General features: G+C 74.2%; 15 protein-coding genes. 6 read left to right on the top strand and 9 right to left on the bottom strand.

Annotated features, from left to right (window positions below; genetic code table 11):
• Window positions 1-53 precede the first annotated feature (53 nt).
• From ACFVXJ_RS08700 to ACFVXJ_RS08710, 3 genes are read right to left on the bottom strand one after another with little or no spacing between them, the layout of a single operon-like run.
• Entirely contained in the window at window positions 54-794 is a 741-nt protein-coding gene (locus ACFVXJ_RS08700; protein WP_389660642.1) for an SseB family protein, read from the bottom strand.
• A gap of 2 nt (window positions 795-796) precedes the next feature.
• Window positions 797-1,975 (bottom strand): type VII secretion-associated serine protease mycosin, encoded by a 1,179-nt coding sequence (gene mycP / locus ACFVXJ_RS08705; RefSeq protein ID WP_389660644.1) that lies wholly within the window; start codon window positions 1,973-1,975, stop codon window positions 797-799.
• Window positions 1,972-2,763: a hypothetical protein gene (locus tag ACFVXJ_RS08710; RefSeq protein WP_389660646.1), complete on the bottom strand. Its 792-nt coding sequence runs from the start codon at window positions 2,761-2,763 to the stop codon at window positions 1,972-1,974. Before ACFVXJ_RS08710 ends, mycP begins: the two co-directional genes overlap by 4 nt.
• 155 nt (window positions 2,764-2,918) lie before the next feature.
• On the opposite strand from ACFVXJ_RS08710, the gene ACFVXJ_RS08715 reads away from it, so the two are divergent.
• Together ACFVXJ_RS08715 and ACFVXJ_RS08720 are read left to right on the top strand one after the other, a co-directional pair.
• Entirely contained in the window at window positions 2,919-4,112 is a 1,194-nt protein-coding gene (locus ACFVXJ_RS08715; RefSeq protein ID WP_389660648.1) for an amino acid deaminase/aldolase, read from the top strand.
• A gap of 94 nt (window positions 4,113-4,206) precedes the next feature.
• Window positions 4,207-4,731: an FBP domain-containing protein gene (locus ACFVXJ_RS08720; protein WP_389660650.1), complete on the top strand. Its 525-nt coding sequence runs from the start codon at window positions 4,207-4,209 to the stop codon at window positions 4,729-4,731.
• 9 nt (window positions 4,732-4,740) lie between these two features.
• Here ACFVXJ_RS08720 and ACFVXJ_RS08725 read toward each other — a convergent pair whose 3' ends face one another.
• The 4 genes from ACFVXJ_RS08725 to ACFVXJ_RS08740 form a co-directional block, all read right to left on the bottom strand.
• Complete coding sequence (locus ACFVXJ_RS08725; RefSeq protein ID WP_389660652.1) at window positions 4,741-6,000, bottom strand: haloacid dehalogenase-like hydrolase; 1,260 nt, start codon at window positions 5,998-6,000, stop codon at window positions 4,741-4,743.
• 118 nt (window positions 6,001-6,118) lie between these two features.
• Window positions 6,119-6,904 (bottom strand): 3-oxoacyl-ACP reductase, encoded by a 786-nt coding sequence (locus ACFVXJ_RS08730; RefSeq protein ID WP_389660654.1) that lies wholly within the window; start codon window positions 6,902-6,904, stop codon window positions 6,119-6,121.
• A gap of 5 nt (window positions 6,905-6,909) precedes the next feature.
• The gene (locus ACFVXJ_RS08735; protein WP_389660656.1) at window positions 6,910-8,301 is read right to left on the bottom strand and encodes an aldehyde dehydrogenase family protein; all 1,392 of its coding nucleotides are present in this window, start codon (window positions 8,299-8,301) and stop codon (window positions 6,910-6,912) included.
• A gap of 17 nt (window positions 8,302-8,318) precedes the next feature.
• On the bottom strand, window positions 8,319-9,683 hold the full coding sequence (locus tag ACFVXJ_RS08740; protein WP_389660658.1) for a glutamine synthetase family protein: 1,365 nt from the start codon (window positions 9,681-9,683) through the stop codon (window positions 8,319-8,321).
• Window positions 9,684-9,760: 77 nt separating this feature from the next.
• Here ACFVXJ_RS08740 and ACFVXJ_RS08745 point away from each other — a divergent pair, with 77 nt between their 5' ends.
• The 3 genes from ACFVXJ_RS08745 (at window position 9,761) to ACFVXJ_RS08755 (ending at window position 12,949) form a co-directional block, all read left to right on the top strand.
• Complete coding sequence (locus ACFVXJ_RS08745; RefSeq protein WP_389660660.1) at window positions 9,761-10,507, top strand: FadR/GntR family transcriptional regulator; 747 nt, start codon at window positions 9,761-9,763, stop codon at window positions 10,505-10,507.
• A gap of 196 nt (window positions 10,508-10,703) precedes the next feature.
• A complete protein-coding gene (eat, locus tag ACFVXJ_RS08750) occupies window positions 10,704-12,173 on the top strand; it encodes an ethanolamine permease (RefSeq protein WP_389660662.1) in 1,470 nt (489 codons plus the stop codon).
• A 44-nt stretch (window positions 12,174-12,217) separates the two neighbouring features.
• Window positions 12,218-12,949 carry a gamma-glutamyl-gamma-aminobutyrate hydrolase family protein gene (locus ACFVXJ_RS08755; protein WP_389660663.1) on the top strand — a complete coding sequence of 244 codons (732 nt, stop codon included), beginning with the start codon at window positions 12,218-12,220 and terminating at the stop codon, window positions 12,947-12,949.
• A 108-nt stretch (window positions 12,950-13,057) separates the two neighbouring features.
• On the opposite strand, the gene ACFVXJ_RS08760 is transcribed toward ACFVXJ_RS08755, so the two are convergent.
• Window positions 13,058-13,249 carry a DUF1059 domain-containing protein gene (locus ACFVXJ_RS08760; RefSeq protein WP_361314254.1) on the bottom strand — a complete coding sequence of 64 codons (192 nt, stop codon included), beginning with the start codon at window positions 13,247-13,249 and terminating at the stop codon, window positions 13,058-13,060.
• An 81-nt stretch (window positions 13,250-13,330) separates the two neighbouring features.
• Window positions 13,331-14,254, bottom strand: coding sequence for a LysR family transcriptional regulator (locus tag ACFVXJ_RS08765; protein ID WP_389660665.1), 924 nt, complete (start codon window positions 14,252-14,254; stop codon window positions 13,331-13,333).
• Between the two features lie 70 nt (window positions 14,255-14,324).
• Here ACFVXJ_RS08765 and ACFVXJ_RS08770 point away from each other — a divergent pair, with 70 nt between their 5' ends.
• Window positions 14,325-15,443: a TDT family transporter gene (locus ACFVXJ_RS08770; RefSeq protein ID WP_389660667.1), complete on the top strand. Its 1,119-nt coding sequence runs from the start codon at window positions 14,325-14,327 to the stop codon at window positions 15,441-15,443.
• Window positions 15,444-15,452: the final 9 nt, after the last annotated feature.

Consider the following 15,452-nt stretch of genomic DNA (forward strand, 5'->3'; position numbering starts at 1 on the left):
GCTCTCCGGCCCTTCGGCGTATACGGACCCGGGCGGCGGGCCCGGCCCCCGCCTCAGCGCGTGAAGAGCGGCTCCCCCGGCGGCGCCGCGGCGGTCGCCGGCAGCAGGGCCAGGTCCAGCCCGCGCACCAACCGGCCGCGCAGGGTCTCGTCGGCCGCGAGCGCCTCGGCGACCCGCCGGGCGGCGGCCGGGCCGCCCGCGTCGGTGGCCGGCACGAGCGCGAGGGTGCCGTCGGAGCCGGCGCCGCCCGGGCCGAGGTGGGCCCGCAGTACGTCCGGCTCCCCGGCCACCGCCGCCCGTACCGCCTCGCGCACGGCGGGGTCCGCCAGCGGGTCGGGGTCCGTACGGCCCTCCGCGAGGGCCAGCAGGGCCGGGCCGGTGAGCTGGTACGGGACGGGACCGGCCAGGTCGACCACGATGGTGTCGGCCTTCTCGTGCGCGGCCGCCGCCAGGGCCTGGTGCAGCGGGACCGCCACCGGGCGGGCCGCCGGGTCCCACAGCGCGAGGGACTCCGTCGAGGTGAAGGCGGGCAGGGCCCGGCGGTCGCCCGCGGTCAGCGTGGGGACGGCCATGTCGCTGGTCTTCTCGCGCCTCAGGCCCGTCTCGGGGTCGGTCTCGACCTCGCCGAGCAGGGCGACGACGGGGACCAGCAGGCGGGCGCCCTTGAGGGCGGCCAGCACCTGCGGTTCGCGCGAGCGGTCCTGCGCCCAGGCGGCCAGGGCCGCGCTCAGCGCGGGATCGGCGGAGCCGTCGTCGTCGGAGAAACCGGGATCGGGGATGTTCTTGTTCGCCACAGTTAACCGACCCTATCCCGCCGCGGGCCGCGCGGACGCCGGGCCAGTACGGCGGCCAGCACCAGCAGCGCCACACCGGCGACGGCCGCCGCCGGGGCGCCCAGCCGGGGCCGCCGCTCGGGGCGGGCGGCCGGCTCCGGGCCGGGGCCGAAGTAGGGCCGGCCGGCCGCGACGGGCGTGGGCAGCGGGGCCTCGGGGCGGAGCCGGTCCGCGCCTTGGAGCGCGGCGACGGCGTCCACCGTGCCGTACCCGCGGGAGTCGTCGCGGCCGCCCGCCGGGGCGTCCGAGGCGGTGTCCCGGAGCAACTTCTTGATCTGGGCCGGAGACAGGCCGGGATGGGCGGCCTTGACCAGGGCGACCGTTCCGGAGACGAAGGCGGCGGCGGCGCTGGTGCCCCAGCCCTCGTAATAGCTGCGGTCGGGGTCGGCGCTGACCACGTCGACGCCGGGGGCGCTGACGGTGGCGTACCAGTGGCGGGTGGAGAAGTCCGCCTTGTGGCCCGCGCGGTCGACGGCGGTGACGGCGATCACCCCGGGATAGGCGGCCGGGTAGGAGATGGGGTCGCCGTGTTCGCCGCCGTTGCCCGCCGAGGCGACGACCACCACGCCCTTGCCCAGGGCGTACTGGACCGCCTCGTCCTCGGCGCCTTCGTGGTGGGCGGATTCGCTGTCGTCGCCCAGCGAGAGGTTGATGACGTCGGCGCCGTGGTCGGCGGCCCAGCGGATGCCTTCGGCGAGGGCGCCCGACTTGCTGTCGCGGGCCTTGGCCCGGGCGGGATCGCTCTCCTCCAGGATCACCCGGACCGGCAGGATCTTGGCGCGGGGGGCGACGCCGAGGACGCCCTGGGCGCGGTCGGGGCCGTGGCCGCGCCCGGCGATGAGGGCGGCCATCGCGGTGCCGTGGCGGGCCCAGGCCCGGTCGCCCCGGCCGGCGCCCATGCCGACGAGGTCGGCGCCGTCGAGGACCTGACCGGCGAGGTCGGGATGGGTGCCGTCGACACCGGTGTCCACGACGGCGACCGTGACCCCCTCGCCCTGGGTGGTGCCCCACGCCTCCTCGGCGCGCAGGGTGAGCAGGCCCCACTGGCGGTCGCGGACGGTGTCGGCGGTCGCGGGGTGGGCGCCGGCGGCGGTGACGAGGGCGGCGACGGACAGGGCCGCCGCCGTACGGGTTCGGCTCATCGGGCGGACTCCGGCTCCGTGCGGTGCGGCGCCGGCGGCGCGGCCAGGTCCTCGACGGCGCGTTCGAGCCGCCCGGTGACGGCCTTGGCCTCGTGGCCCAGGCCGGCCTGGGCCGGCGCACCGACGGCGGCGGGCCGCGCGGCCTCCTCGGCCGGCTGGGGCGCGTCCTGGACCCGGCCGTCGGCGAAGGCGGAGACGGCGTAGACGACGGCCGGGGCCCCGGCGACGACGCCCGCGGCCCAGGTGGCGCGCTGCGGGTCGGTGAAGCCGTAGGCGGCGGGGGCGGGGAGGCGGCCCCGCAGCCCGTCCATGGTGGCGGAGTCGGCGGTGGTGAAGACCAGGCCGACGCTGACCAGGGAGCTGCGGGTGGCGTCGGTGTAGGTGGCGCGCAGGACGTGGGCGCAGCCGGCGGCGGCCAGGGCGCTGCGCCAGTCGGCGTTGAGGACGGCGGGGCCGCAGTCGGCGTCGGGGGCGAGGGCGATCCTGGTCCACGTGCGGTCGGCGCCGCCGGGACCGTCGCCGGGGCCGTCGAGCACGGGCGGGAGGAGGCGGTCGACGGGGGCGTCGCGCCAGAGCGACCCGGCCGCGCGGTAGGCGGCTTCGGCCGGCAGGGGGCGGTGGGCGGCGCGGTGGTCGTTCCAGGCGGTGACGGCGGCCCCGGCGGTGAGGCCGGTGCCGAGGAGCGCGCAGAGCACGGCGGCGGTGATCCGGGCGGGGCCCCGGCGGCCGGTGACCGCTCCCGGTCCGGGTCCGGCGAGGTCCGCGGGCAGCGGTGTAGACGTCGTCATCCGGCGGCTCCGCCCCCCGTTCGTCCGCTGCGGCCTTGTCCGTACTCTACGAGGTCGCACGGGCCCGCCGGCGGCGTCCCCCGGACTGCGGGACGGTCCAAGGGACCGCGGCGGACCCCTTACCCGCGGGTACACCCGCGTGGCAGGCTGCCGCTATGACTTCCGACCGTGCCCGGTACGACGCGGCCACCGCCCACCTCGACGCGCCGCTGGCGATCGTCGACCTGGAGGCGTTCGACGCCAATGCCGACGACCTCGTCCGCCGCGCCGGCGGCAAGCCGATCCGCGTGGCCAGCAAGTCCGTGCGGTGCCGGACGCTCCTCGAACGCGTGCTGGCCCGGCCCGGGTTCGCCGGGATCATGTCGTACACCCTCGCGGAGAGCATCTGGCTGGTCCGTTCCGGTTTCGAGGACGTGCTCCTCGCCTATCCCTCCGCCGACCGCGCCGGTTTCGCCGAACTCGCAGGCGACCCGAAGCTCTCCTCGGCCGTCACCGTGATGGTCGACGACCCGGCGCAGTTGGAGCTGATCGACCGTGCCCGGGACGGCGGCGCCCAGGAGATCCGGGTCTGCCTGGAGTTGGACACCGCCCTGCGTCTGCTCGGCGGCAGGATCCGCGTCGGGGCCCGCCGTTCGCCGCTGCGCGAGCCGGCCCAACTCGCGGAGCTCGCCCGCGCGGTGAGCGCCCGACCGGGGTTCCGGGTGGTGGGTCTGATGGGCTACGAGGGCCACGTCGCCGGGGTCGGCGACCTCCTCGCGGGGCGCCCCCTGCGCTCCCGGGCGATCCGGCTGATGCAGGCCGCGGCGCGCAAGGAGCTGGCCGTCCGCCGGGCCGAGGCGGTGCGGGCGGTGCGGGCCGTCGTTCCGGAGCTGGAGTTCGTCAACGGCGGCGGCACCGGCAGCGTGCGGCAGACCGCCGCCGAGGACGCCGTCACGGAGATCGCCGCCGGTTCGGGGCTGTACGTGCCGCGCCTGTTCGACAACTACACCTCGTTCCGGGGGCGTCCGGCCGCCCTCTTCGCCCAGCCGGTGGTGCGCCGGCCCGGCGTCGGGGTGGTGACGGTGCTGGGCGGCGGCTACCCGGCCTCCGGCGCGGCCGGCCCGGACCGGCTGCCGCAGCCGTACCTGCCGGCGGGACTGCGCTACGACCCGCAGGAGGGCGCGGGCGAGGTGCAGACGCCGCTGCTGGGCGGGCCGGCCGACGACCTGCTGATCGGGGACCGGGTCTGGTTCCGCCACGCCAAGGCCGGTGAGCTGTGCGAACGCTTCGACGCGCTGCACCTGGTCGAGGGGGACCGGGTGACGGCCACCGTCCCGACCTACCGGGGCGAGGGCCGCACCTTCCTGTGAGGCGGCTGAGGCGGCGGGATGATCGCGTCGGGCTGATCGCGGCGGGGTGAATATCGGATGACCGCGGTCCGTACCGGCACGTAACGTGCTTTCCATGGACCCGCTCACCGAACAACAGATCCGTTCGTCCTTCGTGAACTGCAGCAAGGGCGAGGCGGCCCGGCTGAAGCTGCCCCTGGACTTCGCCGAACTGCCCTGGGACGACCTGGACTTCCTCGGCTGGGTGGATCCGGGCGCGCCGCTGCGCGCCCACATCGTGCGGCCCGGGGCGGCCGGCGGTCCTCCCGTCGGCATCACCCTGCGGGTCCCGGGGGCGAACCGGACGGGCGCGTTCAAGTCCAGCATCTGCCAGATCTGTCTGACCGGGCACGCCTCCTCCGGCGTCGCCCTCCTCGTCGCCCCCCTGGCGGGGGCGCGCGGCCGGGAGGGCAACAGCGTGGGCACCTACCTCTGCGCCGACCTCGCCTGTTCGCTCTACATGCGGGGCAGGCGGCAGCCGAAGCTGCGCACGCGCGGGTACGAGGAGACGCTGTCCCTGGAGGAGCGCGTCGCGCGCGCCGAGGCGAACCTGGACGCCTTCGCCGCCAAGGTCACCGGCGTCACGGGTGTCACCGGCTGAGACCTCCGGTCAGAACACCGAGTCCGTCTGGTCGGGGACGACGCTGCCGTCGGCCCGGCGGACGGGGCCCGGCGTGCCGTCATGGCCGATGTACCCGGTCGTCGCGCACGGGTAGGGGTCGCTCTTCGGCTTCTTCGGCTCGATGAACATGGGGTTCACGATCCAGGCGCCGTCGCTGTCGTCGTAGGCGCGGCACATGAGTTCGTTCTTGTTCCGGTTCAGTACGAGCCGCAGCGCGGTCGCGTCGCGCAGGAACGATACGTCGGTGTCGGAGTCGCCCGCCGCGAAGACCTGGCGCCGGGCCGCCGGCCGGACCTTCTCGGCGGCGGCTCCGCGTACTCCGAAGACCTCCTGGTTGATCCAGCAGCGCTTGCCGTCGACGTACGGGATCATCGTGTCCGCGCCGTCCGGCACCGACCCGCAGCCCTTGAGGTGGGCGGTGAACCTGCCGTCGGGCGTGGTGGTGTTGCGGATGCCGATGACGTGGTCGGCGGCGACGTCGACGCCCTTCGCCCAGACCTCCACCACCGGCTGGGGCGAGGCGGAGCTGATCCACACGTCGAAGCCGGCCTTCCCGAGCGCGTTGATCAGGTCCCGCTGCTGGTCGTAGTAGCGGACCCAGCCGGTGGCGGTGGCGCTGCCGACCCGCTGGGTGGCGCCGACGGGCGCGGCGAGGTTCTCGGCGCGGGCGGCGGACGCGAAGCCGCGGATCTCGGCGGCGCTCCAGCCCCGCGTCAGTTGCGACAGCCAGGCGTAGGCGGGTTCGACCGTGCGGTGGTCCCAGCCGGCGAAGGCGGGGGCGCCGGTCCGGGTGGCCGCGGTGCCGTAGACGGCCAGCACCTCGTCCGCGCAGGCGGTGCCCGCGGGGGTGCCGGTGGGCAGCGGGGCGCCGGGTGGGGCGAGGGGGTCGCAGGCGGCGGCGAGGGCGCCGGCGGCGTCCGGGGTGAGGTGGCGGCTGGTGGACGACCAGTCGCCGGTGCCGGGCCGGCGGATCTTGCCGTTGCGCAGCAGCCAGTACATCGAGGCGTCCCCGACGTCGTTCTTGACGACGGTGTTGTCCCAGTCGAAGACGGCGACGGGCTTGGCGCGGGCGGGTCGGTGCGGATCGCAGGTCGCGTACCGGTCGATCAACCGCTGGAGCCGCGCCCGGTTGTCCCCGTACCAGCCGGTCCCGAGCTGGGGGGAGGTGCAGCGGGCGCCGGGGGCGGCCTGGGCGGCGGGGGCGGTGGCGGTGAGGGCGCCGGCGGCCAGCGCGAGGGCGGCGGCCACGGCCTGGAGCCGGCGGGCGGGGGCGGGGCACGGGGTGGACTCTCCGTTCAGTGGGGCGGCGCGGACGGAGGAACACGACAGCCGGGCGTCGTGCGACGCCCGGCTGTCGGGCGATGTCCTACAGGGGCGTGACGTACGCGCCGGAGATACCGCCGTCCACGAGGAAGTCGGTGGCGTTGATGAAGGAGGAGTCGTCGCTGGCGAGGAACGCGACGGCGGCGGCGATCTCGGTGGGTTCGGCGAACCGGCCCAGCGGGATGTGGACCAGGCGTCGGGCGGCCCGCTCGGGGTCCTTGGCGAACAGCTCCTGGAGCAGCGGGGTGTTGACGGGCCCGGGGCACAGGGCGTTGACGCGGATGCCCTCGCGGGCGAACTGCACGCCGAGTTCGCGGGACATGGCGAGGACGCCGCCCTTGGACGCGGTGTAGGAGATCTGGGAGGTGGCGGCGCCCATGACGGCCACGAAGGAGGCGGTGTTGATGATGGAGCCGCGGCCCTGGCGCTGCATGTAGGGCAGGGCGGCCTTGCAGCAGAGGTAGACGGAGGTGAGGTTGACGTCCTGGACGCGCTTCCATGCCTCCAGGCCGGTGGTGAGGATCGAGTCGTCGTCCGGCGGGGAGATGCCGGCGTTGTTGAAGGCGATGTCGACGGAGCCGTAGGTGTCGAAGGCGGTCTTGAAGAGGGCTTCGACCTCCTCGGGGCTGGTGACGTCGACCTTGACGAAGGTGCCGCCGACCTCCTCGGCCGCGGCCTTGCCGGCGATCTCGTCGATGTCGCCGCAGACGACGTCGGCGCCTTCGGAGGCCAGCCGGCGGGCGGTGGCGAGGCCGATGCCGCTGCCGGCGCCGGTGATGACGGCGGTACGGCCGACCAGGCGGCGGCAGATGCTCTCTTCGTGGGACATGCGGTTCAGACCTCCGTGCTGATGAAGACGTTCTTGGTCTCGGTGAATGCGGTCAGGGCGTCGGGTCCGAGCTCCCGGCCGAGACCGGACTGCTTGTAGCCGCCGAAGGGGGTCCAGTAGCGGACGCTGCTGTGGGAGTTGACGGACAGGTTCCCGGCGGCGACGGCGCGCGAGACGCGCAGGGCGCGGCCGATGTCGCGGGTCCAGAGGGAGCCGGAGAGGCCGTAGTCGGTGGCGTTGGCCAGGCGTACGGCGTCCTCCTCGTCCTCGAAGGGCAGGACGACGGCGACCGGGCCGAACACCTCCTCCGCGGCCACGGGCGCGGTGGGGGCGACGTCCGTGACGAGGGTGGGCGGGTACCAGAAGCCGGGCCCGTCCGGGGCGGTGCCGCGGAGGGTGGTGAGGTCGTCGGTGACGTAGCCGCGGACGCGTTCCAGCTGGGCGCGCGAGATGAGCGGGCCCATCTGGGTCTTCTCGTCGGCCGGGTCGCCGACGCGCACGTCCTGGAGGGCGGGGGCGAGCAGGTCCAGGAACCTGTCGTAGGCGGAGCGCTGGACGAGGATGCGGGTGCGGGCGCAGCAGTCCTGGCCGGTGTTGTCGAGGAAGGCCATGGGGGCGGCGGCCGCCGCGGCCTCGATGTCGGCGTCGGCGAAGACGATGTTGGGACTCTTGCCGCCGAGTTCGAGGGTGACCCGCTTCACCCGGTCCGCGCACTTGGCCATGATCCGCTTGCCGACCGCGGTGGAGCCCGTGAAGACGATCTTCGCGACCCCGGGGTGTTCCACCAGCGCGTCACCGGTGACGGCGCCCGGTCCGGGGAGCACCTGGAACAGGTGCTCGGGGATCCCGGCTTCGAGGGCGAGCTCGGCGAGGCGCAGGGCGGTGAGCGGGGTGGTCTCGGCGGGCTTGAGCAGGACCGCGTTGCCGGCGGCGAGGGCCGGGGCCAAGGCCCAGGCGGCGATCGGCATGGGGAAGTTCCAGGGCGCGATCACGCCGATGACGCCGAGGGGTTCGAGGAAGGTGACGTCGATGCCGCCGGCGACGGGGATCTGCCGCCCGGAGAGCCGTTCGACTCCGCCGGCCGCGAAGTCGAGGAGGTCGCGTACGTTGCCCGCCTCCCAGCGGGCGTTGCCGATGGTGTGGCCGGCTTCGCGGACCTCCAGCAGGGCGAGTTCGTCGAGGTGTCCGTCCACCACCGCGGCGAAGCGGCGCAGCAGCCTGGCCCGGTCGGCGGGGGCCGCGGCCGCCCAGCCGCGCTGCGCGGCGGCGGCTCTGCCGACGGCGGCGTCGACGTCGTCCCGTGTGGCGGTCGGGACGGTGGCGACGAGTTCCTCGGTGGCCGGGTTCAGGACGCGCAGGGTGGAGGGGGCCGACACATCGGACACGTGGTGCCTCACAGACTTCTCCAAGGGGGTTACAGGCGTTCGAAGGAGCGGCGCAGTTCCCAGTCGGTGACCGCCGAGTCGTAGGCGTCGAGTTCGACGCGGGCCATGTTGCGGTAGTGGGCGACGACCTCGGGGCCGAAGGCGGCCTTGGCGATCTCGCTGTTCTCCCAGAGTTCCGCGGCCTCGCGCAGGGTGCTCGGGACGTGGGCGAAGTCGGCGGTGTAGGCGTTGCCGGTGCAGGGCTCCGGTGGTTCGAGGCGGTTCTCGATGCCGTAGAGCCCGGCGGCGACGAGTCCGGCGACGGCGAGGTAGGGGTTGACGTCGCCGCCGGGGAGGCGGTTCTCGAACCGGGTGGAGCGGCCGTGGCCGACCACGCGCAGGGCGCAGGTCCGGTTGTCCACGCCCCAGGCGACGGCGGTCGGGGCGAAGGATCCGGGCCGGAACCGCTTGTACGAGTTGATGTTCGGGGCGTAGAGAAGGGAGAAGTCGCGCAGCGCGGCGAGTTGGCCGGCCAGGAAGTGGCGCATCACCGGGGACATGCCGCCGGGGCCGTCGCCGGCCATGGCGTTGTGGCCGTCGGCGTCGGTGAGCGAGAGGTGGATGTGGCAGGAGTTGCCCTCGCGCTCGTCGTACTTGGCCATGAAGGTGAGCGAGACGCCCTCTTGGGCGGCGATCTCCTTGGCACCCGTCTTGTAGACGGAGTGCTGGTCGCAGGTGGTGAGCGCGTCGTCGTAGCGGAAGACGATCTCGTGCTGGCCGAGGTTGCACTCGCCCTTGGCGGACTCGACGACCAGGCCGGCCGCCTGCATCTCGTTGCGGATGCGGCGCAGCAGGGGCTCGATGCGGCCGGTGCCGAGGACGGAGTAGTCGATGTTGTACTGGTTGGCGGGCGTCAGGTCGCGGTAGCCGGAGTTCCACGCCTGTTCGTAGGTGTCCTTGAACACCATGAATTCCAGCTCGGTGCCGACCATCGCGGTGTACCCGTGTTCGGCGAGGCGCTCCAGTTGGCGGCGCAGGATCTGTCGGGGCGCGGCGACGACGGGCGTGCCGTCGTTCCAGGCGAGGTCGGCGAGGACGAAGGCGCTGCCGGGGTTCCACGGGATGCGGCGCAGGGTGGCGAGGTCGGGGTGCATGGCGAAGTCGCCGTAGCCGCGGTCCCAGGAGGACATCTCGTAGCCGTCGACGGTGTTCATCTCGGTGTCGACGGCGAGCAGGTAGTTGCAGCCCTCGGTGCCGTGGGCGAGGACTTCGTCGAGGAAGAACTGTGCGGCGAACCGCTTGCCCTGGAGGCGCCCTTGCATGTCGGGGAAGGCCAGGACGACTGTGTCGATCTCGCCGCCGGCGACCAGGGAGCGGAGCTCCTCGGGGCCGAGCGGGGGCTTGCGGTCTACCACTGGAATCTCTCCTTCGGTGAGCCGAGTGGGCCTAAGGTATTGAACAGAACCATTGCTTGGGAAGGGGTGGAGGCCAGATGACCGACATGGCGAGTGAGGGCGACGCGATCGCGCGGCTGAATCCCGTGCTGCGACAGGTGCGGGCGGGCAACGGTTTCGAGGAGGCGCTGGAGCAGATCCTCCAGGTGGTCCGGCTGGGACTGGTACCGGGCGGTGAACGGCTGCCGCCCGAGCGGGAGTTGGCGGAGCGGATGGGCATCAGCCGGGTCACGCTGCGCGAGGTGCTGAAGGTACTCCAGGACCAGGGCCTGGTGGAGGCCCGGCGCGGCCGGTACGGCGGAACGTTTGTGCTGGCCCGTCCCGACACGCCGGCCGACGGCGCCGAGCGGGAGTTGCGGCGCCGGGTCGCGGGGGTGGACATCGAGGACGCGCTGCGGTTCCGCGAGGTCCTGGAGGTGGGCGCGGCGGGCCTGTGCGCCTCGCACGGACTCACCGAGGAGGGCACGGAACGGCTGCTGGGCGCCCTCGCCGCCACCCACGACGCCCCGCTCCAGGACTACCGCCGCCAGGACACCCTGTTCCACCTCACGCTGTGCGAACTGGCCGGCTCCCCCACCCTGACGGCCCAATACGCGGCCGTCCGGGCGACCGTCAACGACCTGCTGGACTGCATCCCGCTGCTGGTGCGCAACCTGGAGCACTCCCAGCAGCAGCACACCGCGCTGGTCGAGGCGGTGCTGGAGCGGGACGCGGAATCGGCCCGGGAGACGATGCGCGAGCACTGCTGCGGCACTGCCGCGTTGCTGCGCGGCTTCCTGGCGTGAACCGCCCCGGACGGCGCGGTTTCCCGGCCTGAACCGCCTCCGGGCGGCGCCGGGCGAGAGCGTTTCGTAACCCCCGTTTAACGCGGGGGTCTTGCGCGCTCCACCCGCATGACGCAAAGGTACGCCTCACAACCATTGACCGCGTCACTCCCCCATCCCCATCCGTTGCACCACCTTGCCCCAGGCAGGAGCGCACATGGCCGACGACATCGAGGCCCGGCTGACCGCCGCGCCCGGACCCACCAAGGCCCCGGAGGCCGCCGACACGTACCTGGAGCGCCGTACGCTGCGCCGCGGCAGCGCCGGCTGGCTGCTGCTCACCGGCCTCGGGGTCGCCTACGTCGTCTCGGGCGACTTCTCCGGCTGGAACGTCGGCCTCGCCCAGGGCGGGTTCGGCGGTCTCGCCATCGCGACCGCCCTGATGGGCGCGATGTACGCCTGCCTGGTGTTCTCGCTCGCCGAGCTGTCCGCCATCCTGCCGACCGCCGGCGGCGGTTACGGCTTCGCCCGCCGGGCGCTCGGCACCTGGGGCGGCTTCCTCACCGGCACGGCCATCCTCATCGAATACATCCTGGCGCCCGCCGCGATCTCCATCTTCATCGGCGACTACGTCGAGTCGCTGCACCTCTTCGGCCTCACCTCCGGGTGGCCCGTCTACCTCGCCTGCTTCGCGGTGTTCATCGGCATCCACCTGTGGGGCGTGGGCGAGGCCCTGCGCTTCTCGCTCGTCGTCACCGCCATCGCCGTGCTCGCGCTCCTCGTCTTCGCGCTGGGCGCCTTCACCGAGTTCGACCCGTCCCGCCTCGACGACATCGCCGTCGACACCACGGCCGCCGGCGCGAGTTCGTGGCTGCCGCTCGGTTTCCTCGGCATCTGGGCCGCGTTCCCCTTCGGCATGTGGTTCTTCCTGGGGGTGGAGGGCGTACCGCTGGCGGCCGAGGAGGCCAAGGACCCGGTGCGCTCGATGCCCCGCGCCCTGTCGATCTCCATGGGCGTCCTCGTCCTGCTGGCCCTCATGACGTTCCTGGCCTCCACCGGCGCCCGCGGCGCGGACGCCCTGAAGGACGCGGGCAACCCGCTGGTCGTGGCCCTGGAGGGCGACGCGGGGCTGTCCTGGCTGAAGACATTCGTCAACTACGCCGGTCTCGCCGGGCTCGTGGCCTCCTTCTTCTCGCTCATCTACGCGGGCTCCCGCCAACTCTTCGCCCTCTCCCGGGCCGGCTACCTGCCGCGCTTCCTGTCCCTCACCTCCCGGCGCAAGGCCCCGTACCTGGGCCTGCTGATACCCGGCGCGATCGGTTTCGCGCTGGCCGCCGCCACCGGGAACGGCCCGCGCATGCTGAACATCGCGGTGTTCGGCGCGACCATCTCGTACGCCCTGATGGCGCTGTCCCACATCGTGCTGCGGCGCCGCGAGCCGGGCCTGGAGCGCCCGTACCGCACGCCGGGCGGCGCCGTCACCTCCTCGGTGGCCTTCGTCCTGGCCCTCTCCGCGCTGGTCGCCACCTTCCTGGTGGACCAGGACGCGGCGTTCATCGCGCTGGCCGTCTACGCCGTCGCCCTCGCCTACTTCGCCTTCTACAGCCGGCACCGCCTGGTCGCCTCCGCGCCCGAGGAGGAGTTCGCGGCGCTGGCCGAAGCCGAGGCGGAATTGACCCGCGACTGAAATCCTGACGCTGACCCGGATCCCGTCCACCCGGAGGTAGAACCGTGCCCAGGCCGCTCATCGGCATCACCACCTATGTGGAGGAGTCCACCCGCTACGGCGTGTGGGACCTCGCCACGTCCCTCGTCCCCTCCGGGTACCACGAACTCGTCCGGGCGGCGGGCGGCGCGGCCGTCCTGCTGCCCCCGGACGACCCGTCCCGGGCGGGCGAGGTACTGAGCCGGGTGGACGGGCTGGTCATCGCCGGCGGCCCCGACGTGGACCCGGTGCACTACGGCGCCGCGCGCGACCCCCGTACGGGCGCACCCGCGACGGTCCGCGACATCTGGGAGCTCGCGCTGATCAGGGCCGCCCTGGAGTCCGGCGCCCCACTGCTCGGCATCTGTCGGGGCATGCAGGCCCTGAACGTGGCCCTGGGCGGCACGCTGATCCAGCACATCGACGGCCATGCGCACACCCCCGGCGTCACGTCCTGGCACCCGGTCCGCCCGGTCGACGGCACCCGCTACGCGGCGCTGGTCCCGGAGGAGGCGGACGTCCCGACCTACCACCACCAGGCGGTGGACCGGCTGGGCGAGGGGCTCGTCGTCTCGGCGCACGCGCTGGACGGCACGATCGAGGCCGTCGAACTCACCGACCCGGACCGTTGGGTGGTGGGCGTCCAGTGGCACCCGGAGCGAGACAAGGACACCCGGGTGATGGCGGCACTGGTGGACGCGGCGGCGGAGTTCAACCTCACGACGCCCGGCGCGACGTTGGCCCCCGCCGCCCTGTAGCGCGGGGCCGGGCGGCGACCCGGGCTGCCACCCGGGCCCGCCGTCCGGCCCTCGTCGTCCGGCCCTCGTCGTCCGGCCCTCGTCGTCCGGCCCTCGTTGGCCGACGGCTCAGGCGTGCTGCGGGACCTCGTCCTTCATGGCCGCCTTGAGCTGCTCGCGCAGCTCCGCGCTCGCCGTGTGCCCGTGCACGGACACGGCGTGCTCCTCCGCGGCGCGGACGAGTTCCGCCTCCTCACCCGACATGAAGAGGCTGCAGTTCGATTCACTCGGGAATTCGCGGCAGTCGATCATCTTGCGCATCACGCGCCTCCTCGGATCCGACTGCCTCCATTGTCCGCCCGTATCGTCACGGTGGCGAGCACGAGGGGGTGTCCGGCCCGGTCACGCCGGGCGGCGGGTCAAGGAGAGCAGGTCGCGGGCCGGACCGGCCGGGCGGGCGCCCGTCGGCCAGACGGCCCGCAGCGCCCGCGCCAGCCCGGCCCCGACGACGGGTACCTCCACCAGCCGCCGGGACCCCAGCTCGTCCCCCACCGCCAGCTCCGACAGCACGCACGGCCCGGCCCCGCTGAGCGCCGCCGACTTCACCGCGGTGGTGGACGCCAGCTCCAGCAGCGGCTGCGCCAGCCCCCCGGACGCGGCCAGCGCCGCGTCCAGCACCTGCCGGGTCCCCGACCCCCGCTCGCGCAGGATCAGCGGGGTCGCCGCCAGCTCCGCGGCCGCCACCCCGCGCGAGCGCCGCGCCCACGGGTGTCCCGGCGCCACCGTCACCACGAGCCGGTCCTGCGCGATCACCACCGAGTCCAGTCCGTCCGGTACGGAGAGCCCCTCCACGAAGCCCAGGTCCGCCTCGTGCGCGAGGACCAGCTCGGCGACCAGCGCCGAGTTCCCCGCGTGCAGGGACACCGCCGTGTCCGGCCGCTGCCCCCGCAGCGCGATCAGCCATCCCGGCAGCAGGTACTCCGCGATGGTCATGCTGGCCGCGACCCGCAGCCGTGAGTCCCGCCGCCCCCGCAGCGCCTGCGCGCCCACGTCGAACGCCTCGGCCGCCTCCACCACCCGCCGGGCCCAGTCCGTCACCAGGGCGCCCTCCGCCGTCAGCGTCGACCCGCGGGGCGAACGGTCCACCAGCGCCACCCCCAGCCGGGTCTCCATCGCCCGGATCCGGCTGCTCGCCGCCGGCTGGGTGATGCCCAGCCGGCGGGCCGCTCCGCTCAGACTGCCGACCCGCGCGACCGCGAGCAGCAGCTCCAGCGCGCCCAGGTCCGGCACGCGGTGCGCCAGCGGCACCCACTCCTCGTTACCCATAAATCCAGTTTATGCCCTCATACGGAACCTCCCTCTGCCGCCGGTCGCGCCCGGACGCGAGGCTGGGTCCATGGCCACCACCCTCGTGCGACCCCGCACCACCACCGCACCCGCGCCCCGGGCCCACAAGGCACCCGCGCTCCGCAACCTCGGCCCCAACTGGTACGCCTGCGTGATGGGCACCGCGATCGTCGCCAACGCGGGCGCCACCCTCCCCCTCCAGCTCCCCGGCCGGCTCGTGGCCTGCCGGCTGGTCTGGGCGCTGTCCGCCGCGGCCCTCGCCGTCCTGCTGACCGCCCGCGCCGGGCACTGGCTGCACCACCGCGACCAGGCGCGCGCCCATCTCCTCGACCCCGCCGTCGCCCCCTTCTACGGCTGTCTGGCCATGGCCCTGCTCGCCGTCGGCGGGGGCACCCTGATCGTCGGCAAGGACGTCATCGGCACCCCCGCGGCCGTCGCCGCCGACGCCGCGCTCTACACCGCCGGGACCGCGATCGGCCTGCTGATGGCCGTACTGATCCCCTACCTGATGGTGGTGCGGCACCAGATCGAACCCGCGCAGGCCACCCCCGTATGGCTGCTGCCCCTGGTCTCCCCCATGGTCTCCGCCGCCCTCGGCCCCCTGCTCATCCCCCACCTGCCCGCCGGCCAGGCCCGCGAGGCGATGCTGCTGGCCTGCTACGCCCTGTTCGGCGTCAGCCTCCTGGCCACCCTGCTGATGCTGCCCCTGGTCTTCGGCCGCCTGATCGTGAGCGGGCCGCTGCCCCTGGCACTGACCCCCACCCTGTTCCTGGTCCTCGGCCCCCTCGGCCAGTCGACCACCGCCGTGAACCAGCTCGCCGACATGGCACCCCGGTCGATCGGCGCCCCCTACGCGGACGCGTTCGGCGCCTTCGCCGTGGTGTACGGGGTGCCCGTGATGGGATTCGCCCTGCTGTGGCTGGCCCTCGCCGCCGCGATGCTGGTCCGGGCCGCCCGGGGCGGCATGGGGTTCGCGATGACCTGGTGGGCGCTGACCTTCCCCGTCGGCACCTGTGTCACCGGAGCCACCGGCCTGGCCCACCACACCGGCCTCGCCGCCTTCTCCTGGCTGGCCCGCGCCCTGTTCCTCATCCTGCTCGGCACCTGGCTCCTGGCCGCCGGCCACACCCTGCGCGGCCTGTTCGCCGGTCGGCTGCCGCCCCGCTGACGCCGCCCC

It is taken from the genome of Streptomyces sp. NPDC058279, from assembly GCF_042881255.1.
Classification (GTDB): domain Bacteria; phylum Actinomycetota; class Actinomycetes; order Streptomycetales; family Streptomycetaceae; genus Streptomyces.

Bases quoted from the DNA above. Each gene is read 5' to 3' on its own strand.
- eat (WP_389660662.1), top strand. From the start codon at position 10,704: ATGGCCGACGACATCGAGGCCCGGCTGACCGCCGCGCCCGGACCCACC.
- mycP (WP_389660644.1), bottom strand. From the start codon at position 1,975: ATGAGCCGAACCCGTACGGCGGCGGCCCTGTCCGTCGCCGCCCTCGTC.
- ACFVXJ_RS08760 (WP_361314254.1), bottom strand. From the start codon at position 13,249: ATGCGCAAGATGATCGACTGCCGCGAATTCCCGAGTGAATCGAACTGC.
- ACFVXJ_RS08765 (WP_389660665.1), bottom strand. From the start codon at position 14,254: ATGGGTAACGAGGAGTGGGTGCCGCTGGCGCACCGCGTGCCGGACCTG.
- ACFVXJ_RS08770 (WP_389660667.1), top strand. From the start codon at position 14,325: ATGGCCACCACCCTCGTGCGACCCCGCACCACCACCGCACCCGCGCCC.
- ACFVXJ_RS08715 (WP_389660648.1), top strand. From the start codon at position 2,919: ATGACTTCCGACCGTGCCCGGTACGACGCGGCCACCGCCCACCTCGAC.
- ACFVXJ_RS08720 (WP_389660650.1), top strand. From the start codon at position 4,207: ATGGACCCGCTCACCGAACAACAGATCCGTTCGTCCTTCGTGAACTGC.
- ACFVXJ_RS08745 (WP_389660660.1), top strand. From the start codon at position 9,761: ATGACCGACATGGCGAGTGAGGGCGACGCGATCGCGCGGCTGAATCCC.
- ACFVXJ_RS08730 (WP_389660654.1), bottom strand. From the start codon at position 6,904: ATGTCCCACGAAGAGAGCATCTGCCGCCGCCTGGTCGGCCGTACCGCC.
- ACFVXJ_RS08710 (WP_389660646.1), bottom strand. From the start codon at position 2,763: ATGACGACGTCTACACCGCTGCCCGCGGACCTCGCCGGACCCGGACCG.